This window comes from Edaphobacter sp. FHG110511_03 (assembly GCF_059115365.1).
Genome location: NZ_JBZYWL010000001.1, coordinates 1,372,375 through 1,397,972, shown reverse-complemented (window position 1 = coordinate 1,397,972; position 25,598 = coordinate 1,372,375). Strand labels below are relative to the sequence as shown.

Below are 25,598 nucleotides of genomic sequence, written 5' to 3'. Positions count from 1 at the left end.
TATGATTCGCTCCGAAGCGATTCACTTGCGTGAGGGTTGGGGGAGTCGCTGTCCTAACCGAACAGGCTTCCCGAAATTGGGCGTTCCGTCCTTATTCCAGTGAAAGGGCTGAATGCGGGGGCTACGATGACCTCCGCATCCCTGGTGGGACTGAGGGTTGGCATGATAGATCAGCCAATCCTCAGTCCCGTCTGGAGACTTGAAGAACCCATTATGTCCAGGACCGAAAGCCTGAGCCTTACGAGAGGTTTTTAGTAGCGGGTGTGGCAGCTTCTTCCATGATCTTGCTTCCAACAAGTCGGAATCGACGGTCGACCGCAGAGCACCGAGTGAGTAGTTATCTGTCCAGCAGCCGGAACCTGAATACACAATGAAGATATCTTTCTCGTGAATGAGTGCTGTTGGCCCTTCGTTCACGTTTACGTGTCTTTTGTTAGGTAGGTTTCCAGACTTCTCCCATCGATGATTGGGAATAGAGATGAGCGTCCGGGGAGAATCAATTGTCCACGGGCTATTCATATGCGCGAGAAAGATATCTTGCTCGCCGTCCGCATCTCCTTCCCATCCAGACCAAACCATGTAGTGCCGACCCTTCACCTCGAACACATCGGCGTCAATAGCCCACCTGTCGGTCGCATCTGAGACCTTACCTTTGAAAGTCCATTCTCCATCCATCGGATCGTCGGAAGGATTCTCGATCACGAAGATACGGTGCGATGCATTCTTGCCGTTATCTGCAGCAAAGTAGATGTACCACTTGTCGTCCCAACGATACAGTTCAGGCGCCCAGACGTCTTTAGACCATTGCTGTCCTGACTCTGGTGTCCACACAACTCTTTTCTCGGCATCATGAAGCTCTGTGATGTTCTGCGTCTTCCAGAGCGTCAGATTTCGGCCGGTCGTGTTCATGTAGTAATAGTTTCCCTTCCACATAAAAACCCACGGATCAGCACCAGAGTCTTTCAGTGGATTCGTAAATGTCGCAGATTCACTCGAGCCAACCTGAGCATAAAGCGCAGGCGCCGGGAAGCCGGCCCAACAAAGGATCGTTATCCCTAATATTGAAAACATGCACGCAAGACGTAATGCAGCAGCGACAGAACGTACGAAAGGCATAATCGGATCACCCGATGTTCGATTGGTAGTAGATTTAGTTTGATGCGTGCGCTTAGGACTGCGTCGCTAAGGAATTGCGGTAGGAACCTACGGATTGAATGGGCCAGCGGAGCGTATAGGCTTGCTCGCATGTCTAAGCAAGCCTATACGTCTATCTCGCTCTGACAAATATTAGAGGACTTAGAAATAGAGCTTGCCCTGCAACTGAATCGCTCTTGGTGTATTAACCTGGGACGGAATGGGAGATCCGCCAACCCATCCGAAGTAGGTGTCAGACGGGGTCGTATCCACGTTCCCGAACTGTGGATGGTTGAGGGCATTGAATGCATCGATGCGCAGTTGTAGCCGTATGCTTTCATGGATCGGGAAATTCTTACGCAAGCCGATGTCCCAGTTATTTGTGTAAGGGTTGCGTACTGAGCCGAAGGTTGTCGGACTATCGCTGATCCAGGTCTTGAAGTCGTTGTAGACACCATTCCTTGATTGATCCGAAGACGACGTCGGCGACCAATTATAGCCAGGCAGACTCTGTACTCCGGTCCAGGACGGATAGGCAGCCAGTTGCGCAACCGTGGTGCTGCGATTCGGAAACGCCCGGAACTTATCGGTGTTGAACCATTTCGATTTACTTTTAGCTATTCCGTCCGCAGGGTCGCTCCCCTCGAAGAAGGCCGTATTGGTCGGCAGCGTAATCGGCGTTCCAGAGTAGAACTTGTAGATTGCGGAGATCTCCCACCCTCCAATTAGCCCATCCACGAAATGATTGACGTGGCTTCCAATCAGCTTGCCTTGACCGAACGGAAGGATGTAAGTGGGGCTGATCGAGATCTGGAAACGGCGGTCGTTGGGACTGAGTTGTCGATGCAGCGCCTGCGAATAAACAGCGGGCGTGAAGTAGCCGGTCTTATCCATCTGTTTGCCCCAGGTGAAATTCGCGATGATACCGAAGCCGTCCTTATAACGCCGTTGCACGCGCGCCTGTAAGGCATAGTTTGTTGAAGTTCCGCTGTAGAGACTCTCTGTGATGCCATTGATCAAGGGATTCGGACGAGCGAGCTGATACGCGCTTATCGTTGAATTGGTTTCCAGGCTCGATGTAATGTACGGTGCCCCCTTGAACGGGTTAGACACGACCACATTGCCAGGGAGGGTATCGACGGGACGTCCGTTAGCATCAAACTTCGGGTCAAATGCTCCATGCCAGACATCCAGGCCCGGCTCATCAATCTGATAGCCGGTAGTAAGACCAGTCGTACGATCGAAGACACCCCCGATTTCAAACAGATAGTTGCGAACCTGTTGTTGAAGGCGGAGACTTACGTCGTCCGTATACTGTCGCTTCACATTTGAGGTAAAGAAGCTCGAGACAGAGCCGACGCTGGTGAGCGCACCAAGAGAGTTTCCCGTGGGAGCTACAAGGCCGGCTGGAAACGGACTATCAAGCGTTGCCGAGGAGGTGCGATAGTTGTCATCCGATGCGGTAAACGGCGTCGTCGTGCTGTAGCCAAGCTGATCTCCGTGATTTGCCGTGAAGTTTGCCTGTACGAATCGACCTACGCCACCCCGCAGCACAGACTGTGGACCGAACTGGTAGGCGAAACCGATTCTGGGCTGGAAATACTTGTACTGCAGGTCGGTCAGAGAACGATTGGTCCCGTCGAGACCAGCGTATTGAATCGCACCTCTGGCCTGGAAGGTCGAAGCGTCGCTCCGATACTGGCGCAGGAATGCGACGCCCGAGCTGGTCGATGATCCCGCCAGCAGATTTGCATATTGCGGCTGAGCATAATTGGTTACAGGTTCAAGGTTGGCATTGGGATCAAAGCGAGCGTAGTAGCGATCATGACGCTCCTTCAGGGAGAGTTGAATATCCCAACGAATTCCCAGATCGAGCGAGAAGTTTGGAGTCACGCGCCAGTCGTCCTGCACAAAAGCGCCAGTGAAGGGCTGCGACCAGAATGCCGTCGCGTTTTGTGCGATGGACCCCGAACTTGGCAGGCCCAGCAGGAAAGACGGATTTACGGTATCCGCCCCTGCCGGCGCCGTGGTGTTGGGATTGGGCGAGGTCCATATTGAGCTGAAATTAAAGATCCCGGTCGCCCCAGAATTATTTCCGTCTGCTTCCTGTTGCAATAAATACTCGGCGCCGTAGCGGAGGGTATGCCTCCCCAGGATCTGTGTCACGAAACCGCGACCTTCCCATTGATAATCGTTCTCATAGAGCGGCCCGACCGTAGTTCCAATCGTGCTCAGTCCCAAAACATTCTGAAGCTGCGGAAGACCACGTAGAGGCTGGCTATTTGCAAAATCCTCTGAGAAACCATACTGCGTCGGATCGACGGAGGCTGCAGGCGATCCGTCTGTGGTTTTGTACGCAGTGGCGTTGGCATTGAAGGTGATGATTACATTCGGATTGACTACCCAGGTGTGGTTTACGGTGAGACCGTAGTTGTCACGGTTCAGATTTTCACCCGCCAGCAGGTTGTCAGGCCCAAAATTATCGTTCGTGAACTCCCTGAGCTGATTGCGCCGCCAATCGATATAGCTGTGGTGATTGTTGTTCCACGCCTGATCAACGCGTATGAGCCAGCTATAGAAGTTGTCTACCTTGGGATTGGTCTCGAGATAGTTATTGGAGTCCGTGCCGCCGGCGTCGTGGGGTACGTTCGGCAATGGCAGCAGAGAGACGAGCGCCTTTGCCATTGGGCTGATGCGATCCTGAGGAATGATTGAGTTAGGAAACTTCTGGCGATTGCTAGCGGAATCGATCGTCTTAGGATCATAGATGGCGATGGGATACGTCACGCCATTCACAACTTTGACAGACTGACTATAGTCCCCCTTGCGTTCCGCTTCGTTCGGAATGCTGAGGAAACTCGTCGTGGCCGGCGAGACGTTGTGAACGCCATCATACGAAAAGAAAAAGAAGGTGCCGTGCTTCCGACCGTCATACGCTTTCGGGATCCAAACCGGACCTCCTATCGTTCCACCCCATTCATTGAAGCGAATCGTAGGAGTTGGCGTCCCTGTAGCCTTGTATTGTACGTAGTTTGCATTCAGAAAGTTGTTCTGATTCCGTTCGTACAACACACCGTGAAACTTCTCCGTTCCGGACTTCAATGACATATTAATCGTGCCGGCAGCCGTACGCCCGATCGAGGCATCGTATGAGTTCGTCATCACGCGGACCTGGCTGACGGCATCATTGGGAGGAATGAACGCAATATTACCGCTCGACACGATCGTGTCTGTCGCGCCGTCAAGGACATAATTAACCGCATTGTTGCCCGAACCCGAGCCGTTTACTTTAATGCCCGACAGCGACGAGTTCGACCAGAGAGACGCGGCGCCTCCGGTAGGAGGAGCCAGGAAGACACCGGGCGCCAGCGATGCAAGCTCTGTTGGAGAATTGGTCATCGTGGGCAATTCCTCGAGATCCGCCGAGTTGAGCACAACGCCCGAAACCGCCGCCGTGGTGTCAATCAGCGGTGTCTCCGCGCTCACCACGACCTCCTGATTCACACTGCCGACCTTCATCGCTACGTCAACGGATTTGACATCCGCGATCTGAAGATCGACAGCGGAATGTTCTAACTTTGCAAACCCATCCGAGGTAACCGTAAACCGATAGTGACCGGGAATGAGCGAGTTGATTTGCCAAAGTCCGGCACCATTCGTGCGCGCGTGCGTCGCGACACCCGTTTCCTGCGAAGTCACGACCACTTCGGCACCAGGGATTACGTCCTGGTGCTGATCGGTTACCCGGCCCCCCAACGTTGCGGTGCTGCCCTGCGACCATGCCGGCCTGCTGCCGCCCATCATGATGCAGCCCACCCCGAGTAAAAGAACGATAAAACGACATGTATGGCGAATCACTTGGCCAATGACCGTTCTTGTCAGCTGGGTCTTGTTCTGTTGCTCTGTCCTCATTCCCGTCGAGCCTCCTTCAACGCGCCGATCAAACAGCCGTCCGCACGGACCCACGCCCCCTATCGGATGACATGTCAAATGCCCACCCTCTCGGAGTCGATCCGCGATCAGCAGTACGATCCACGCCTGTCTCTTGAACCACCAATTTCTATGGCGGCATGCTGATGACTGTCAGGGTTGGACACGGTGTCTTACGGTAAGAACTGCGATTATGACGTTTGTTATGAATAAAGTGGCGACAGGACCGGAATGTTCTTTTGGGGTGTAAAAGGCATGTCGTTGCGTATTGAATTCACGCAAGGGTACACTTCGGCAACGAATGATTACTGTTCATGAACAGGAGAACCCGCCTTCTGTCGAGTCACACGGCGTCACTCCAGAGGCTGTGCGCGCAGAGCTAGGACGAATTATCGGCAGTCGACACTTCCGGTCCAGTAAACGGAGCCAACAGTTTCTCCGTTACGTTGTCGAACAGAAGCTTCTTGGAAATGAGTCGGTCATCAAGGAACGGCTGATCGGAATCGAGGTTTTCGGACGGGACAATGATTATGTTACGGGAGATGATCCCGTCGTGAGGGTGCAAGCAGGTGAGGTCCGCCGTCGCTTGGAACTGTACCGGGCCGAATCGCAGGAGGAAGAGGGCATTTGGCTGGAGCTCCCCACTGGGACCTATGTACCCGTTTTTCACATCCGCCAGGCTTCGGCACCCATAGAGTCAGGAGTCGATATCCCTGCGAAATCCGAGGAGACTTTCGCAAAGATGCTCCCGGAATCAACGAGTGCAATCGCGATGGTTCCCGGTGACGGTGATTCTTTATTACCCGAGATAACCTCGCGACAGGTATTTGCATTGCCCGAGTATGCAGTATCACCAAAACTTGTGTTGTCTTGGCAAAGAATAGCTTTCTCCATGCTTCTTCTGATGATCGGCGTCGCAACAGGTTATCTGATCCGAACACCGCCACATGCTTCAGAGGCATTGACTAAGTTCTGGGGTCCGATAATGTCGAATCCGAAACCAGTCGTTCTGAATCTCGGCAAACCGTTCGTCTACGCGCCGTCCGCACATTTATTCGATGAATACGCGAACAGCCATCCAGGAGCCTTCGCTAAAGGGGTTGATAGGCATAATAAATTTCTGCCTCTCGAAGGAAAGGCACTCATTCAATGGTCCGACATGATTGCCGTGAGCAACTCCGGACCTGCGGTCGGCGGCGTACGGGCTGGTCTGGCCTTGACTTCATTTTTAGGAAAAATTAGCAAGCCGTTCGCCGTGCGGTTCGGAGACGAAGGATCGTTCCTCGAATTGCGAGACTCACCTTCGATCATCGTAGGAGCCATGAACAACCGCTGGACCGCCGACCTCGACAGCGATTTTCACTTCGGCATCCACGATAACAACTCCTATCAGTACATCGAGGAGAAAGGGACACATCGTACGTGGCGAACGGAATACACTGAGCGCGGAGCAAAAGACTATGGTTTGATCACGCGCGAACCAAAAGGACCTACTGGCGAGTTTCTTGTCAAAATAGCAGGACTGCAAGATGGTGGAACTGAGGCAGCCTGTGAGTTCGTAACCAATACGGAAATGATGGAGAACGTGATTCGCAGTTTACCTCCACATTGGGATACGAAGAACCTGCAAATTGTTATTTCGACTGATGTAATCGGGTGGAAGGCCGGCCCTCCACAAGTTGTTGCCATTCAGGTGTGGTAACGGTAGAAACGATCGGACCGGTTGTCATCCCCCGAACCTTCGGTTGGTTTTTCGTGTCTTTTACCAAACACAGCGCCGCAGATTCTTTTTGCTTTCGAAGCAATTCGCCCGGGCCACTGACGTGGAATCATGAAGCCCGTTGCCAGCACGATCACACTGTCGACTATCCATTATAGCAAGACAAGGGATCGAAATCACCGATAGCGAACCTTGGATGGCTAACAGAGAACCTTCAGTTAGTAATGCTGGTTTTGAGACTTTACGGCGTTGACAGCATTCCAACTTTCTCGTATACAACAATCATGCTTAGCAATGCGATCAGAAATTTGAGCCAGCCGCTCTACGCACACGCAACCTGCGCGCGCTTTCGTTGTTGCTGCTAAGACTATTCCTTTACATCCTGTGCATTGATTCGCGGAAGTTCTAACCGGACTGAAACCGTCATTTCTCGAATCTCACCGCTTTGCCTAGGCGCTTGTGTCGTCTGCGCCAGCAGAACGCCTGCACAGATCTCCACACTCTACTCACATCGATATATGGAGAGGATAGTCATGCGCGCTAGCCGCTTTCTGCAGCTACTAGCTCTTGCTTTTCTTGTTAGCCAACAACCTTTGAATGCTCAGGTTGACTCCGGAACGATCTCTGGAACGATCAAAGACCCTGGTGGCGCTGTAATCAGTGGGGCTACCGTATTTGTGGTCAACACCGGAGACCATACCTCACGGACCTTCACGACGAATAACGAGGGTATTTACACGGCACCATCTTTGCGTGCCGGTGCCTATGACGTAAGTGCTGAAGCAAATGGATTCCGCAGTGTGGCTCGCAAAGGAGTCGATCTTCGTGTTCAGGACCGTCTGGCAATCGACATCACGCTTCCTGTGAACGGCAGGGACAGTACTGTTCTGGTAACAACATCCCCTCCCCCACTGGAGACTGAGACCTCGTCACTAGGCCATGTCGTTGAGCAGGCTACGATCCAGGGTCTTCCGCTGAACGGGCGTAACGCAATTCAGCTTGCAACGCTGGCTCCCGGCACGTCGCCTTCGCAGCGAACTCAGGAAAGAAACACCTTCATCTCAAATGGACAACGTTCCATTCAGAACAGTTATTTGCTCGATGGCGTCGACAACAAAAACAAGATCGTTGGCTTCGACAACTCAACCGCTCAGTCTGTTGAGCCCATCGTGGATGCCATCCAGGAGTTCAAGGTACAGACCAGTACATTCTCGGCCGAGTTTGGACAGTCAGCGGGCGCGGTCGTGAACGCGACTATTCGTTCAGGTGAAGACAGATTTCATGGGAGTGTTTTCGAATTCATTCGTAACTCGGCTGTCGATGCAGCCCCGTTTTTTCAGCCAGCGTTCACAGCAAAGCCTCGTTATATCCAGAATCAGTTTGGGGCTACGCTGGGCGGTCCCATCTGGAAGAATCACACTTTCTTCTTCGTCGCGTGGCAAAGCTCACGGATCTCCGATGCTGCGCCTCAACTCGCCACCGTTCCAACGCCGGCACAGATTAAGGGGCAATTCACTAAGACAATTTACGATCCCGCGACCACTGCCGCATCGGGAAATACGTATACCCGCAAACCGTTTGCGGGCAATATCATTCCGGCAACTCGCTTTGATCCGGTTGCTGCCAAGCTCCTCGCGCTCTATCCTGCGCCGAATCTCACTGGAACCTTCAACTATTTCTCGAACCAGACAGAGAGGGTTGATAGCGACCAGTATCTTATTCGCATAGATCATCATCTCGGAGCCAAGGATTCGTTCTTCGCGCACTTTGTTCAAAATCTCGGCCGCAATACGCTTCCTACTACACTCCCCCCACCGACAAGCAGTCCAAGCATCGTGAAGCCAGAGGCGCACTCGTTCGTCGCGAGTGAGACCCATATCGTTTCGTCTTCCATGGTGAACGAGGCTCGAGTGGGATATCAAGAGACGCGCGAGCGTCAGAACATAGATGGGACACGCCTGTTCGAGCAATATGGAATCATCGGCGCGCCCAATATTCCAACCATCACCGGCCTCCCTACTTTTGCAGTGTCGGGCCTTAGTATTATCGGCACCACCGGGCCCGGTACGCTTCTAACCCCCGCTACCGGCTCGGGCAACTTGCCGATCGATAAGCAGGGACGCACGATTCAAACCAGCGACACCCTCACCTGGCAGCGGGGGCGTCATTCGCTCAAGTTTGGATTCGACTTTCAGCAGGTGACGCTCTACGCCAACTCCACGCTCAATGCGCGTCCTGCTTATAACTTCAATGGGGCCTATACGCAAGATCCGCAGAATCGAAGCACGACAGGCGACCCGTTTGCCGATTTTCTACTTGGTTATACGAGTTCGTCCACAGTGTCGACCAGATCCCTTAGCGAGAGCCGCCAGCATATCATTCAAGCCTTCGTGCAGGACGACTGGAAAGTTTCTTCGAAGCTATCGCTGAACCTCGGCATCCGCTACGAGCTACCGTTGCCGTTTTACGAGACCTCAAATCATTACTCCAATCTGACCCTCGAGCAAGGTCCGCTCTACGGCAAACTGCTCGACGACAGTAATGCAGCTGCTGCGGGTTATCGGCGCTCCTTCAGCGATCCCAACATTCGCAATTTCGCTCCTCGAATCGGTTTCGCTTACGCCCCTAACTCAGCAACAGTCATCCGTTCTGCGTTTGGGATCTTTTATGGCCGCGATGAGAATGTCCCTGTGGCGCGCAGGCCCACTAACAATCCTCCTTATTTCATCCAAACGAGTTATACATCCGATCAGATCAACCCAGGCATCACTCTTGCTCAAGGGTTCCCAGCGAATGCTACTGATCCAGCGAGCGTGTCGACTCCTGCGGTGAACTCTTATCCGAAGAACGCTCCTACTCCTTACGTCGAGCAGTGGAGTCTCAGCATCCAGCAACAACTGCCGGGAGCCGTGGTCGGTCAATTAAGTTATGTAGGCTCGCAGACCCATCGACTTTACTATCCCCTCCAGATCAACCAACCGCAGCCCGAGCCGGGAGCCATCCAGGCACGACGCCCCATGCCTCAATACAGCGCTGTATATCAGTACAGGCCGTTCATCTCATCGAATTACAACTCTTTCCAAGGTCAGCTCGAGCGTCGCTTTTCGAAGGGGCTTTATTTTCTCGCAGCCTACACATGGGCTCATTCAATCGATAATGGCCCGACTCAAGTAGACAACGCACCGATTCCACAGAACGCCTTCAACCTAGCGGCAGAACGGGGTGATTCGAACTTTGATATCAGAAATCGCTTCGTCGTCAGCGCCATATATGATCTGCCTTTTGGCCACGGTCGCAGTTTTGGAGCGAGTTCGAAACTGGTCAACGCCATTGCAGGTGGTTTGACCGTGAAGGCTATCTTCTCGGCTCAAGGGGGTCTGCCGTTCAACCCGGTCCAGTCCGTCGATCAAAGCAATACGGGTACAACGGCACGCCCCAATCGCATCGCGAGCGGTGCGCTTCCCGATGCTCAGCGGGGCTATCGGAGATGGTTTGATACCTCGGCATTCACAACTCCCGCCCAATATACATTCGGAAATGCCGGCCGCGACATTCTTCGCGGTCCAGGCTTCCATAACTTCGATCTCGCGCTTTCCAAGAACGCGAAGATCTTCGAACGGACCAGCGGGGAACTGCGCATTGAGGCCTTCAATGTCCTGAATACACCTCAGTTCGGCCTGCCCAACGCGACTCTCGGGCAAGGCACAACGGCAGCCATCTCGACCGTCGTTAATCCTCAGCGGCAGATTCAGGCCGCCATTCGAATCGCCTTCTAAAAGCAGGGTCACCTGCACAAACCATTACCAAGGGAGAACATTTTCATGAACAATAAGCCGTCGCGTCGTTCCATTCTTAAAGGTGCAGCATTGGCAGGTATCGCTGGTTTAACTGGGTCCGGGTCTGCAGAAGCTCAGACCGCCGGAGCGAAGCCAAAGACGATCTGGCAATCGCCCGCAAAACAAACAGGCAACAACCTTAATCTGATTGTGCTGGTCTCCGATACGTTCCGCGCAGACAATCTTGAGACCTACGGCAGCAACTGGGTCGAAACACCGTATCTCAACGCTTTCGCAAAAGAATCGGTCGTCTTCGAGCATTTTTACCCAGAAGGCCTTCCGACGATTCCTATCCGTCGTCAGCTTTACACAGGACGCCGGATCGTCCCTACGCATCTTTACTTTCAGCAAGACAATGTATCTCTTCCCGGCTGGCACCAACTCTTCTTAGAGGACGTGACTCTTTCCGAAACTCTTCGCGCCGCTAGTTACAAGACGGCACTGATAGCCGATCTCCCACATATCTTTAAGCCGGATCGTAACTTTCATCGAGGATTCGATTCTTTCCAATGGATTCGCGGCCAGGAGATCGATGCCTTCGGAACCACAGGGCGGAAAGATGCCGACCTCTCTCCCTATTACCCTGCGGAGTATGTCGAACGGGTTCAGCGCGCTCGTCAATTCGCCACGGGATCAGGGTTCACCCGGTTTGTGGATCAGTATCTCGCGAATCGTCATCTTTGGACCAAGAACGGCGACTCGATCGTGCAGCAGACCGCGAAGACCGCGATCAACTGGCTTGAAGACAATCATGCTAATGGACCTTTCTATCTTCAGGTCGAAGCCTTTGATCCCCACGAACCCTGGGATCCGCCGCAGGACTTTCTTGAGAAATATCTGAAGGAACCCACAAAGCATTCATGGCCTGAGCCGCCTTATGACAATGTCATCGTTCCGGAGGAGGGCGTAAAACGTTTGCGCGCGAACTATGCCGGGGAGGCCTCAAATGTCGACTACTGGTATGGCCAGGTTCTCGCCAAGATTAAGCAGCTTGGACTTTACGACAATTCGATTATTGTTTTCCTTGCTGACCATGGCGCCCTACTGAATGAGCAGCAGCAGTGGGTCAAAGGCCCAGAGAAGTTGCGCAAACAGGTGACCCATGCTCCGCTTCTTATCCGCCTTCCACATGCCGAACATGCGGGAAAGCGCGTCAGCGAGTTCGCCCAGCATCCCGATGTCGTACCTACGTTACTCGGCCAACTCAATCTTAAGCCATCTGAGCGAGTTACCGGGAAAGATTTGTGGCCACACGTTCTTGGCAAGATAGACGAGCGAGAATATGCCGTATCCGCTTACGGCTGGATCGCATCCATTCGTACCAAAGAGTGGAATTACTCTGCGGCATGGAAGCCCGAACGATTTGAAGGTAAGTACAAACCGCAGCTCTATGATCTACGTAAGGATCCAGAGGAACTGCACAATGTAGCTGACCAGAACCCCACTGTGACCAAGGAACTCTGCGCCAAGTTAGAGGAATATGTTGCGGCTGGCCGCGGCATCACTAATGGAACTTTTTCACAGGAGCTTTAGAAGGTTGTTGCTGCACATTGTTAGTTTCCGCTCTGTGCAGCAACTTCCCCTAGATCAGATTGGCGAGCGACGCCTGCCGAATGCTTCTAGACGCAAATTTTACAGGTGTTACACATGAGCGAAACAACGAAAACCGACAAGATAAGCAGACGAACCTTCCTTGCGACAACCGCGATGGCAGCGCCGTTAGCCGCTACGACACTGCCCGCTGAAGGCAGACTAGTACCCAGCCAAGCGCCGGCTGTGGCTAGAGGCGGTAACAGGAAACGTAATGTACTCTTCATTTGTTGCGATGACTTGACGCCGCGGATTGGCTGCTTTGGGACACCTGTGATCAAGACTCCGAATCTTGATCGGCTTGGAGAACTTGGTGTGCGGTTTGAACGGAATTACTGCCAATACCCTCTGTGCGCTCCCTCGCGAACCTCTTTGATGTCCGGTTTGGCTCCCGATTCGACAAAGGTCTGGGATCTCAATACGGACTTTCGCGAGACGATTCCTGACGCCGTCACTCTCCCTCAGCTCTTTCAACGGAATGGGTACTACACGGCGCGGGCGGGGAAGATTTATCACTACAACAATTCCAGCGAGATTGGTACGCCGGGGTTTGATGACGCCCTAAGTTGGCAGGCCGTCTCTCACCCTGCCGGTTATGACCGGACCCACGACGAGGCACTCGTCACGTTCTATGCGCCACAACAAATTAAGGAGATGAACGGCAATCGGCAAAACAATAGAGGGCGCGGATTCGCACCAGCATTGAATAGTTCTCAAGTTCCTTGGAAACACGGCGGAAGGGGTCCCTCAGGTATTCGCATTGCACAGGACGGGAGAACGCCGATCCTGCCGCTCAGCAAAAACGGTGACCTAGGGGTCGCAATTGCAGGCCATGCCTCGGATGGCAGTGACGAAATGATGACCGACTTCATGGTTTCCGAATCGGCCATTGCCATGATCGAGGAGCATAGGAACGACCCGTGGTTCATAGGGTCAGGTTTCTTTCGGCCGCATGTGCCGTTCGTCGTGCCGTCGAAATATTTCGATCTGTACAACCTGGACGATCTTCAACTCCCCAGGCTTGATGCCAACGAATTATCCGTAGCACCAGCACTTGCGTACAACTCGCTCAATCCAAATTACGGCATGACTGAGCAGCAACACCGTGAGGCAATACGTGCGCATTTTGCCGCTATCAGCTTTGTGGATGCTCAGGTGGGACGTCTCATCGACGCAGTTCATCGATTAGGGCTTATGGAGAATACAACAATCGTCTTTTGGGCCGATCACGGCTTTATGGTGGGAGAACACAGGCAATGGGAAAAGACAATGCTCTTTGAAGACTCGGTACATGTTCCCCTCTTCATCTCCGGCGCCGGAGTTACAGCAAAAGGGAAAGCGTGCAAGAGAACCGTAGAACATCTCAATATCTATCCAACGCTGGCCGAGCTCTGTGAGTTGAAAGGAGTGCCCGAGAGCCTTCAGGGACGTAGCATGGTACCGCTGCTCTCGAATCCAGAAAGCGCATGGGATCATCCGGCAGTCTCCCAGGTTGGGCGGCGATTGGCATCAGGACCGATCATGGGTTATTCACTGCGCACCGAGCGGTACAGATACACGATGTGGGGCGAGGAGGGTGCAGAAGGCGAAGAGCTCTATGACTATGATTTAGACCAGCGTGAAGTGATTAATCTCGCGAAGAGTTCAAATGCAGCTACGCTCAAATCGAATCTTCGTACGCAACTTCATGAAATATCTCGCGCTCGAAAGTTGGAACTGAAGAAATAATGCGTGGGGCAAATCGCTCGCGGGAGACTGGAACGCTTTTATGCTTTGATCTGCGTTACGGACATTCTACCGAGCCCGATCGATCCCTTTTGGGGAAGTTTCCTGATAAGCCTCTTTGAATTCCCTGTTCCGTATAGAGCCCGAGTGTTAAGACGCGGAACGACAGCCCGCCTTTGCTGGAGAACCTGGCATCGGGCGGCGCAGATCGCGGGAAAATTCCTATATGTGTGCGCGGGATCCCAGTTGTATTCAGGGCGGGGCCGGGCATCAACACCTGCACGTTTTTCTGATTCGTTTATGACGAAAAAAGCAAAAAACAGTGAACAGAACCGCCCTGCCTGGAATATACCGACAGAACACCAAATTGCCATTTGCCTCCAGGCATTCGATTCAGCCGGAATTGTTCTCCCTGGACCAAAAGAGGGCCTTGACCTTGATCCGTAATTGCCGTTCCGTTTTGTGGTTGGTTGTGCTGACTCTGTGTACCTCCCTCCTGGTCTTAGCCCAGGGTTCAACTGTTACGAAGACGGGCGAAATCAGAGTCCAAGTGAAAGATCCCAAAGGACAACCGTTGCAGGCGCAAGGCACACTCTCCGGACCAACTCCCGGCACGAGCCGAAGCCTTGAAACGTCCGCTGATGGCTCTCTGGTCTTATCAAACCTGGCCTTCGGACGCTATCAGTTGCTATTGCAACGGTCGGGTTTCACGCCGCAGGTCATCCATATTCAAGTAGGCTCGACTACTCCATCGACTCGGGAGGTCAGGTTAGTCATAGGCGGCCCGTCCACAACAATTAATGTCATCGCATCGACGCCTATTGGTACGCTTGACGTTCCCTTGTCCGATGTTCCCCTGCCGGTACAAACGCTCACATCCCAGACGATCGAAGATACGAATGCCATCGATCTAACCGATGTCATGAAACGTAGATTGAATGGCGTTTATGTGAACGAGAATCAAAATAATCCATTCCAACCCGATGTCAACTACCGCGGCTATACCGCTTCGCCCCTGGTCGGGTCGCCTGCGGGACTCTCCGTCTACCTTGACGGTGTCCGTCAAAATCAGCCTTTCGGCGATGTTGTCGCTTGGGATCTAATCCCCAAAGTTGCTATCAGTACGACTGAGTTGATTCCCGGTTCAAATCCGATTTACGGCCTTAACACTCTTGGTGGTGCCATTGCGGTTCAAACGAAGAACGGTATTTCGAACGTAGGATTTACCATCAGCGGATATGGTGGCAGCTTCGGTCGCCGAGCGATGGATGCCGAGTATGGTGGCAGTAATCGTGCAGGACTCAATTGGTTTGTCGCCGGAACACTTTTCCACGAGGATGGCTGGCGTGTCGCGTCGCCGTCTGATGTACGGCAGTCTTTTGCCAAGCTTGGTTACAACCGTGGCTCAACGGTTCTTTCGCTCTCCGGGGGATACGTCATCGATGCTCTGACAGGGAACGGAACACAGGATTTCCGCGCGATCAATCGCACCACGGGTCTGAACCATGGCTACAACAGCGTTTACAGCATTCCGGATACAAGTTGGCAGCATTCGCCGTTTCTTACTCTCAACATGACCCATGCATTAAGCAGCAGCCTGACTCTAAATGGCAACGCTTACGTTCGCTACACGAGAACCAACACCACCAACGGTGACATCAACGACGACTCGTTCGATCAGTCCTTGTATACGTTGAGCGCCGCTGAGATGAGAGCGCTGACTTCGGCCGGGATTCCATACCCCCCAAGCATTACTCCCGCCAACACACCGTTCCCGTATCTGCGTTGCGTTGCCCAAGGGTTACTTGAAGACGAACCGGGAGAAAAGTGCACCGGAGTCGATACCGATACCATAAATAAGCAGCATGCCTATGGTCTTTCAGGAGTGCTTTCCTGGCATACTTCGCACAATCAGCTGGCTGTTGGCGCAGGCTGGGACCGCGGAACGCTGACCTTCGTCCAGAATGCTCAATACGGATATCTCAACCCGGATGGTATAAGTATCACTCGTATTCCCACGTTCCTAGACGGTTCAACTGAAGTGGATGATGCTCCTCAGGATAACCGCGTCAATCTCCATGGAACGGCGAACACCCCTAGCTTCTTTCTCACCGACACTTTTACAGCCGGCAAGTGGGTCGTCACCGCTTCAGGTCGTTACAACCATACCAATATTAATAACGTCGATCGGCTGCCTTCCGTTGATTATCGCGGATCACTTACAGCGGAGAACATCTTTCAGCGTTTTAATCCTTCTGCAGGCATCGTCTATAAAGCGTCGAGTCTGATTCAGGCTTACTTCAACTATGGCGAAAGCAGTCGTGCCCCAACATCAACCGAACTTGGTTGCGCCGACCCTGACTTTCCCTGCAGTTTGCCGAATGCCCTTGTTAGCGATCCGCCACTGAAGCAAGTGGTGAGCCGTACCTACGAGGTGGGTGCTCGCGGTGACCTGAATGACCGCCTTCACTGGAGTGCCGGGTTCTTTCACTCCGACAACTACGACGACCTGCTGTTTATCGCGTCGCAACAGACGGGATATGGCTATTTCACAAACTTTGGGAAGACGCGCAGGCAAGGTGTCGAAGCGGCATTATCGGGACGGCTCAAAAATATCGATACCGGGATCGAATACACCTTCCTGAGCGCGACCTATCAAAGTAGCCAAACCATTAATGGTGGAAGCAATAGTAGTAGCAGCAACGCATTGGACGGAGGCAAAGGAGTAACAGATGGGGGAACGATCACCATCAGCCCTGGAAATCGTATCCCGCAGGTTCCTCAAGAGATGATGAAGATCTATGGGGACTACCATCCGATACGAAGGTTGTCCATCAATGCCGACTTCAACTTGATTGGCGCTTCATATGTGCGAGGCAACGAGAATAATCAACATCAGCCAGATGGTATTCACTACCTTGGCGGTGGTCAGAGTCCGGGCTATGGGGTCGTCAACTTAGGATCTCGATACAGATTTGGCCCGCACTATGAGCTCTTCGCCCAGATCAATAATCTTCTCAATCGTCACTATTACACTGCCGGGCAGTTGGCCTCCACGCCTTATGACAACAATGGAAACTTCACACCTCGCCCGTTCGGGGCAACAGAAATGGATGGCGAAACCGTTTATCCAGTTCGCAACTCAACATTCCTCGCCCCCGGTGCACCCATTACTGTGTTCGGTGGACTCAAGGTAACTTTCGGAAAGAGATAGATGAGGTATAGTAGGCGACGATCTTTTTTATGCTGAGTCGCCAACTCGAATCTTTCGAGTCGAAGGGGTCCTATGTTTTTCAGCTTCATTCCAGCCCATTTGTGGAAACATGTCATCCCTTTGTTACTCGTATCTGGGCTATCCCCGGCAGCCCTCGCGCAAGATTCTGGAGCGAGCCAAAACTGGTCCGCTTATGGAGGCGGACCAGGCTCTATCCACTATTCGAAGCTGAAACAAATAAATCGTACGAATGCTAAGAACCTGAAGGTAGCGTGGACATTTGATACGGGAGATTCGGCTCCTGGTGCTAAAACGGAGCTTGAGGCAACTCCTCTGGCAGTCAATGGAGTTCTTTACCTGATCAGCCCAAAGGTAAAACTTTTTGCTGTGAATGCGGCAACCGGCAAGCAGCTTTGGGTATTCGATCCGAGCGAAGGGCGAAAAGTGCTGGGCAGTACGCGAAATCGCGGCCTTACGTATTGGACCGATGGTACTGAAGCCCGCATCTTTATCGCACTCCAGCAATATCTTTATGCCGTCGATGCAAAAACGGGAAAGCTCATTGAAAGCTTCGGCGAAAAGGGCAGGGTAGATCTCAGCCGCGGATTGGGTCATGACGGTGAAGGTCTTACGATCTCGCTGTCTACGCCCGGGGTTGTGTACAAGGACATGTTGATCTGCGGCAGTATCGTTTCCGAGCAGTTGCCGGCCATGCCCGGAGACATTCGCGCCTTCGATGTCCACACAGGAAAGATTCGCTGGCAGTTTCATACGATCCCTCATCCGGGCGAATTTGGATATGACACCTGGCCGAAGGACGCGTGGAAGTATACCGGGGGCGTAAATAACTGGGCAGGCCTGAGTGTCGACACGAAACGGGGACTGGCTTTCGTTCCCCTGGGATCTGCCGCCAACGACTTCTATGGTGCCGATCGCATCGGCGACGATCTGTTCGGTGACTCATTGGTTGCGCTTGACGCCAATACAGGAAAACGCGTCTGGCACTTTCAATCCGTCCGGCACGATATATGGGATCGCGATCTCAACGCACCCCCGGCGCTCATAACGTTGCATAAAGATGGCAAGACGATTGACGCTGTGGCTCAGACCACCAAGAGTGGATATGTTTTTATCTTTGATCGGGAGACCGGGAAACCTGTCTATCCGATCGAATACAAGAAATACCCTGCCAGTGAGATTCCGGGAGAAGTAGCTGCCGATACGCAGCCTTTGCCTAACGCTCCACCAGCCTTTGCGCGGCAAAGACTGGACGAAAAAGATCTAACGAATCGGACGCCGGAAGCACACGCCGAAGTGCTCGCTAAATTTAAGACGATCCGAAGCGATGGCCAATTCATTCCTGCGAGCCTTCAGGGAACGGTGATATTTCCTGGGTTGGACGGAGGCCAGGAGTGGGGCGGTCCAGCTTTTGATCCAGAGACCGGGCTTCTTTATACCAACGTAAACGAAATGCCCTGGATCATCAGCATCAAGAAGCGTCCTGCCGCTTCTGCCATCTCAAGTGGCAAACAGCTCTATCAAAATAACTGCGCGGCGTGTCATAAGGATAATCGGACTGGTAACCCTCCAGACACACCGTCGCTGGTGGATATCGACCAGAAACATAGCTCTGATGAGATTTCGACGATCATCAGAAGTGGGAATGGCCGCATGCCCGCCTTTACGCGACTCTCCGACCAGGAGGTCGCCGCAATTGCAGGTTACGTCCTCAGCGGAAAAGACGACATCGTGGCATCTCCCTCTCCTGATCCGTCGATGCTTCAATATCAGTTTGGAGGCTACGTCAAATTCCTGGACTCTGAAGGGTATCCCGCGATCACGCCTCCATGGGGAAACCTGAGTGCAATCAACCTGAATAAAGGAACCATCGAGTGGCAGATTCCGTTCGGTGAATATCCAGACCTGGTTGCGAAAGGAATCAAGAACACCGGGTCAGAAAACTATGGCGGAGGAGTTGTTACCGCAGGAGGTGTGTATTTTATTGCTGCGACCAGTTACGACCGCAAATTTCATGTATTTGATAAGGGTGATGGAAGGTTGCTCTGGGAAACTACGCTGCCTGCATCAGGAAGTGCCACGCCTGCTGTCTATGAAGCTGACGGGCGCGAATTCGTAGTTATTGCGGCAGGAGGCGGAAAATCAAAGGACCCCTCTGGTGGAAGTTACGTCGCGTTTGCACTTCCGAAAGATGTGCAGCCCTAAACACATTGATACTGGGATGACTAGAACCTTCCTGCTCACCACGCAGTCACGGACCCGAGCAGGGAGCGCCCAAAGCCACCGTATATCGAACAGAAAGAACCCTGCGCTCTGAAAATAAAGGGTGAATAAGACGCCGCATAGAGGCCTATCTATTTAATTAGAATTAGATAGAAGTATGTGTCCGCGATAGTGGTTTACTGCCCAACAGTGGTGTACCTCAAGATGGAGTTTTAAATGGAACGACGTGAAGTACTCAGGTTGCTTGGCTCAGCTGCAGCCATCTCTGCTCTCCCATTAGAAGCTATGACCGTCATCCAGCAGGCGAGCGCGCAGGTCGCCCAGTCGACTGGGCTGAGGACGCTAAATCCGCAACAGAATGCTACCGTCACCACAATTGCCGAGTTGATTATTCCGGCCACCGACACTCCTGGCGCCAAGGGTGCGAAGGTGAACGAGTTCATCGACCTGCTGCTGACGGAGTGGTTTGAGCCTTCTGAGACGAAGGAGTTCCTCGCCGGGCTGGCCGATGTTGACGCGCGCAGCAGAAAGAACTTCTCCGCCGCCTTTGTCGACTGCACTCCCGCGCAACAGACGGAGTTGCTTAAGGAGCTTGACGCTGCCGCGATGGAATTCTCCGCCAGCCAGAAACAAACGATGCAGACGCGCGGCGCTCCACCGCCAATGAACTTCTTTTACCAGATGAAAAAGCTGACTCTGGCCGGCTATTACACCTCGGAGATCGGCTTCTCACAGGAGCTTGGTAAGAGCATCATTCCGCCGGGCCACGCCGGCTGTGCCCCCATCCAGGAGGTGGCGCGATGAGCACAGAGATACAGACACCGAATGTGCAGACCGGAAAGACCAACACCTATGACGCCATCGTCATTGGCTCAGGCATCACGGGTGGCTGGGCCGCCAAAGAGTTGACCGAGAAAGGACTCCAGACGCTGGTGCTCGAGGCCGGCCAGACCATCGTTCCCACGAGAGATTACGTCGAGCACGTTCCCGTGTGGGATGTAAAGTTCCGCGGCATGCGCGACCGCCAATACGAGAAGGTGCATCGCGAAAGGCAGAAGCACATCGGCGATGAATGGAACGCAAAGTTCTTTGTCGATGACCTCGAGAACCCGTACACCACACCGCCGGATCAGCCGTACCTCTTTCTGCGCGGCCGTCATGTGGGTGGACGCTCCGTGATGTGGGGCCGCCAGAGCTATCGCTGGAGCGATATCGACTTCGAGGGCAATCTCAAGGACGGCATCGCCGTCGACTGGCCGATTCGCTACAAGGACATCGAGCCCTGGTACGACTACGTGGAGGACTTTATTGGCGTGAGCGGGCAGGCCGAGAATCTGCCCCAGCTTCCAGACGGCAAATTTCTGCCTCCGATGGAAATGAACTGCGCCGAACTACACATGCGTGACGTGATTGCGCAGAAGTTTCCCGACCGTCGCCTGACCATCGGCCGTACGGCGATCCTGACGGTGCCGCATCGCGGCCGCGCAGCCTGCCATTACTGTGGACCGTGCGCTCGCGGCTGCATCACGCGCTCGTACTTCAGCAGCCTGCACTCGACGCTGCCCGCCGCCGAGGCCACTGGCAAGTTGACAATGCGGCCGTTCAGCGTCGTTCACAGTCTCATCTTCGACGCGAAGACACGGCGCATCACCGGAGTCCGCGTGATTGACGGACAAACGAAGCAGTCGGTCGAATTCCACGCGAAGATCATCTTCCTCTGCGCTTCGACGCTTGAGTCGGCCCGCATCTTGATGAACTCTGCGACACCGGAGTTCTCAACCGGGCTTGCCAACTCCAGCGGGCAACTTGGCCGCAACCTCATGGACCACATGATGGGCAGCGGAGCCAGCGGCATTATCCCCGGCCACGAGGATCGCGAGCAGATCGGCAACCGTCCCAATGGCATCTACGTGCCGCGCTTCCGCAACATCAAGGACAAGCATCCTGGATTCGTCCGGGGCTACGGCTTCCAGGGCGGCGGCAGTCGCGACGACTGGGGCCGTGGCAGCGAGACCGCGGGCTTTGGCGTCGATTTCAAGCACTCGCTGCGCCAGCCGGGGCCGTGGCGTTTCACCTTCGCAAGCTTCGCCGAGTGTCTCTCGAATCCCGACAACCGCATGGAGCTCGACAAGAACAAGGTAGACGCATGGGGTATTCCCGCAATGAAGATCTCCTGCAAGTGGCGCGACAACGAGTGGGCGCTCTTCAAAGATGCACAGGCTACAGCAGCAGAGATGCTCGAAGCCGCCGGTGCGAAGGACATCACGCTGCGCAATGCGCCTTCGGCGCCGGGCGAGGGGATTCACGAAATGGGCTCTGCTCGCATGGGCCGCGACCCTAAAACCTCAGTACTCAACGGCTGGAATCAGGCACACGACATCAAGAACCTGTTCATCACCGACGGCTCGTTCATGGTTTCCTCAGGATGGCAGAACCCGTCGCTAACCTACATGGCGATGACGGCGCGCGCTTGCGATTACGCAGTGAAACAAATGAAGCACGAAGAACTTTAAGCAGTTTGTGGCCAGTCTGCAGGACGTCGTACTAGTCCCTTGATTTCGCAAATAGGCACACCGATCTTCTGGTCCTGGGAGCTTCTTTTCCTCTTCAGTGGGAAGCAGCCTAGTCGCGGATCAACTCCAAATCGCCATTCCCATTGAGAACTCGTAACGCGCCAGACCAATTTCCCCCGTGCTACTATTTGGGCCTCAAATTGAGACGTCTAAATTTTTTCCGAGAAGAGTCTATCGGGGGATATAAATGCGTTCCAGCTTCGCTCGCAAAGCCGCCTGCATCCTTGGCATCGCTTCTACTCTGACAGCTCAAAGCGCCAAGCAGAACGCTTCAAATCAATCCCCGGATCTGCTCCAGAAAAACTTCCTCAATCCACCCAATGCCGCCCGTCCCCGCGTCTGGTGGCACTGGATGAATGGCAACATCACCAAAGAAGGCATCCGCCTCGATCTCGAGTGGATGAAGCGCGCCGGACTTGGCGGCTTCCAGAACTTCGATGCCGCGCTCAACACACCCCAGGTCGTCGATACCCGCCTCATCTACATGGACCCCGGTTGGAGGGACGCCTTCCGCTTCGCAATCGAAAAAGGGAAGTCTCTCGGTTTTGAGATGGCCATCGCCGGGTCGCCTGGCTGGTCGGAGACCGGTGGCCCCTGGGTCACGCCCGAACAGGCGATGAAGAAGTACGTTTGGAGCGAGACTGTCATCGAGGGCGACAAGCCTTTCACCGGCACGCTGTCCAAGCCTCCCATCGTCACCGGCCCCTTCCAGACACTCGCCTCGCAGGACCCTATGGGCAGCATGGGGGGTGCTGGAACACATGCGCCCTCTGTCCCCGACTTCTATAAGGACTCCGTCGTTATCGCCTACAGACAGCCTGAGGACGATAAGCCTGTCGCCTCGCTCAACCCGACTATCACCACCAGTTCCGGCGCAACTGACGCCGCCGCGCTCTGGGATAACGACCTGATGACCTCGGCCTCCATCAAGGCTCCCACCACCGAGCCTGTGTGGTTGCAGCTGACCTTCTCAGAGGCACAGACCATTCAATCTGTCACCTTCGCACTCGGCGGCCCTCGTAACCCGCTCGGCATGTTCATCCCTGAAACTAACGACGGCCCCATGATCGAGGGTAGCGAAGACGGCGCCACTTTTACTCCATTAGTCCGTGTACCGACCTTCGGAGCCGTCGAGCATACGCTCTCTTTCCCCGCAAAGACTCTCCGCGCCATCCGTGTCGTCTTTGCCCCGAAGCCCTCCCGCAATCTCGGCCCCGACGACATCGACCTCACCGACCTCGGCGTTAAAGCTCCTACATCCGTCCCTCCCATCATGGTCGCCGAGTTCGTGCCGCACACCGGCTCTCGCGTCAACCGCTTCGAAGACAAGGCAGCCTTCTCCGGCACGCCAGACAACTACGGCTTCGCCACCGACGAGGTCTCTGCTACCTCCACCATCGACCCCGCATCGGTGGTCGACCTCACAGCGAAGATGCAGCGCGACGGCTCCCTCTCCTGGAATGCTCCCGCCGGCAAGTGGACCATCACGCGCATGGGCTACTCACTCACAGGAATCACCAATCACCCTGCGCCCTCCGAGGCCACCGGACCTGAGGTCGATAAGCTCAACAAGGCCTACGTTGCCTCATACATGAACAAGTACCTCAACAACTACAAAGACGCCACGGATGGAATGATGGGCGCAAACGGAATCGGCTACGTCATCACCGATAGCTGGGAGGCAGGCACGCAGAACTGGACCGACGACATGCTCCCCGAGTTTCAGCACCGCCGCGGCTATAGTGCCATTCCATATCTTCCCGTACTCACCGGCCACATCGTCGGCAGCGCAGCCGACAGCGATCGCTTCCTCTGGGACTTCCGAAAGACCATCGCCGACCTTGTCGCTGAAAACCACTATGGCACCATCGCCGAGATCGTTCATGCGCGAGGCATGAAGGTATATGGCGAGTCGCACGAAGAGCGTCGCGCCACCATCGGCGACGGCATGGAGATGAAGCGCTACACCGATGTTCCCATGGCCGCCATGTGGACACGCTCCGGCCCGCAGTTCGGCTCACAGGCTGACATCCGCGAGTCGGCTTCCGTCGCGCACATCTACGGACAAAACCTCGTCGCCGCCGAGTCGCTCACCAGTTCCATCGGCCCATGGGCCTGGTCACCCGCGATGCTCAAGCCCACCGCCGACCTTGAGCTCGCAAGCGGACTCAACCGCTTCGTCATCCACGAGTCCGCGCATCAGCCGCTCGTTGGCAAGGCGCCGGGACTCACCCTTGGCCCCTTTGGCCAATGGTTCAATCGAAACGAGATCTGGGCCGAACAGGCTGCGCCGTGGATTACCTACCTCGCCCGCAATTCCTACCTTCTGCAGCAGGGACGCTTCGTCGCCGACATTGCCTACTTCTATGGCGAAGATTCCAACCTCACCGCCATTTTCACCGACCACGTGCCCGACGTCCCCGCCGGCTATAACTTTGACTACATCAACGCCGATGTACTCATCAACAAGCTCGAGGTAAAGAACGGCAATCTCACCGTGCCCAGAGGCATGACCTACCGCGTCCTTAAGCTCGACCCCTACAGCAAAAATATGTCGCTCCCCGTCCTGCGCAAACTCCAGCAACTCGTTCAGAGCGGGGCCACCCTCATCGGAGACAAACCCATCGCCACCCCTAGCCTCGCCGACGACAGGAAGCAGTTCCAGATCATCGCCGACACCATGTGGTCATCCGGAGCGAGCTACGGCAAAGGGAAGGTCATCAGTGCCGCCGATGCAGCTGCTTTTCTCCAGAGCTCAAACATCGCGCCAGACTTCGACTACGAAAAGCCGAAGCCTGATACCAAACTTCTTTTCGTCCACCGCCAGCTCCCCGCCGCCGACATCTACTTCGTCGACAACCACAACGATCGCGCCCAAAACGTAACTGCCAACTTCCGCATCACCGGTCGCGCGCCAGAGATCTGGCATGCCGACACTGGCAAGATCGAAGCTGCCTCCTATACCATCGCCGACGGACGAACCTTCGTTCCGCTCACGCTCGACCCCTACGGCACTACCTTCGTCGTCTTCCGCAAGCCAGCAACCACGCCCTCGCGCATGCTTCCGCAGAAACAAGAGGCCGCGCTCGCTTCAGTAGAAGGCCCTTGGAAGATCGCCTTCGAACCCAATCGCGGAGCACCCGCGGAGACCACCATGCCCACGCTCATCTCACTCAGCGAGAGTAACGACGCTGGCATTAAGTACTTCTCCGGTCACGCCACCTACACCAGAACCATCGACGCCCCCACCGAATGGTTCAAGTCCGGAGCCCAACTCTGGCTCGACCTCGGCGACGTTGCCAACCTCGCCGAAGTTAAGGTCAACGGCAAGCCGCTCGGCATCGCATGGAAGAGGCCTTTCCGCGTCGACATGACAGGCGCGCTTAAACAGGGGAGCAACACTGTCGAGATCACTGTCGCCAATCTCTGGGTCAATCGCCTTATTGGAGATGCACAACCAAATGTCGCGACTAAGTACACCTTCACCACCCGCAACCCCTACAAAGCCAACTCGAAGCTGTTACCCTCCGGCCTCATAGGTCCAGTGCAGGTCATCCAGATACAAACTGCCAGCAAACTATAAGCAGCATTCATCCGAATGAAAGCTGATTGATTGTCTGGAGCGGACCAGCAAC

Annotated in this window: 11 protein-coding genes; 9 read left to right on the top strand and 2 right to left on the bottom strand. The window is 54.3% G+C overall.

The window, feature by feature from the left end:
• Positions 1-21 precede the first annotated feature (21 nt).
• Complete coding sequence (locus AC5S26_RS05600; protein ID WP_494184607.1) at positions 22-1,071, bottom strand: glycoside hydrolase family 43 protein; 1,050 nt, start codon at positions 1,069-1,071, stop codon at positions 22-24.
• Between the two features lie 225 nt (positions 1,072-1,296).
• On the bottom strand, positions 1,297-5,046 hold the full coding sequence (locus AC5S26_RS05595; protein WP_494183864.1) for a TonB-dependent receptor: 3,750 nt from the start codon (positions 5,044-5,046) through the stop codon (positions 1,297-1,299).
• A gap of 319 nt (positions 5,047-5,365) precedes the next feature.
• Here AC5S26_RS05595 and AC5S26_RS05590 point away from each other — a divergent pair, with 319 nt between their 5' ends.
• The 9 genes from AC5S26_RS05590 to AC5S26_RS05550 all read left to right on the top strand — a co-directional run bounded on the left by AC5S26_RS05590 (position 5,366) and on the right by AC5S26_RS05550 (position 25,546).
• Positions 5,366-6,766 (top strand): hypothetical protein, encoded by a 1,401-nt coding sequence (locus tag AC5S26_RS05590; protein WP_494183863.1) that lies wholly within the window; start codon positions 5,366-5,368, stop codon positions 6,764-6,766.
• 551 nt (positions 6,767-7,317) lie between these two features.
• Entirely contained in the window at positions 7,318-10,560 is a 3,243-nt protein-coding gene (locus tag AC5S26_RS05585) for a TonB-dependent receptor (protein WP_494183862.1), read from the top strand.
• A 45-nt stretch (positions 10,561-10,605) separates the two neighbouring features.
• Positions 10,606-12,153, top strand: a complete 1,548-nt coding sequence (locus AC5S26_RS05580; protein ID WP_494183861.1) for a sulfatase-like hydrolase/transferase — start codon at positions 10,606-10,608, stop codon at positions 12,151-12,153.
• 114 nt (positions 12,154-12,267) lie between these two features.
• A complete protein-coding gene (locus AC5S26_RS05575; protein WP_494183860.1) occupies positions 12,268-13,938 on the top strand; it encodes a sulfatase in 1,671 nt (556 codons plus the stop codon).
• Between the two features lie 547 nt (positions 13,939-14,485).
• Entirely contained in the window at positions 14,486-17,149 is a 2,664-nt protein-coding gene (locus AC5S26_RS05570; protein ID WP_494183859.1) for a TonB-dependent receptor, read from the top strand.
• Between the two features lie 72 nt (positions 17,150-17,221).
• Positions 17,222-19,372 (top strand): outer membrane protein assembly factor BamB family protein, encoded by a 2,151-nt coding sequence (locus tag AC5S26_RS05565; protein ID WP_494183858.1) that lies wholly within the window; start codon positions 17,222-17,224, stop codon positions 19,370-19,372.
• Positions 19,373-19,606: 234 nt separating this feature from the next.
• Positions 19,607-20,194 (top strand): gluconate 2-dehydrogenase subunit 3 family protein, encoded by a 588-nt coding sequence (locus AC5S26_RS05560; protein WP_494183857.1) that lies wholly within the window; start codon positions 19,607-19,609, stop codon positions 20,192-20,194.
• Entirely contained in the window at positions 20,191-21,903 is a 1,713-nt protein-coding gene (locus AC5S26_RS05555) for a GMC oxidoreductase (RefSeq protein WP_494183856.1), read from the top strand. The genes AC5S26_RS05560 and AC5S26_RS05555 overlap by 4 nt, the downstream gene beginning before the upstream one ends.
• A 247-nt stretch (positions 21,904-22,150) precedes the next feature.
• The gene (locus AC5S26_RS05550) at positions 22,151-25,546 is read left to right on the top strand and encodes a glycosyl hydrolase (RefSeq protein ID WP_494183855.1); all 3,396 of its coding nucleotides are present in this window, start codon (positions 22,151-22,153) and stop codon (positions 25,544-25,546) included.
• The last annotated feature ends 52 nt before the right edge of the window (positions 25,547-25,598 follow it).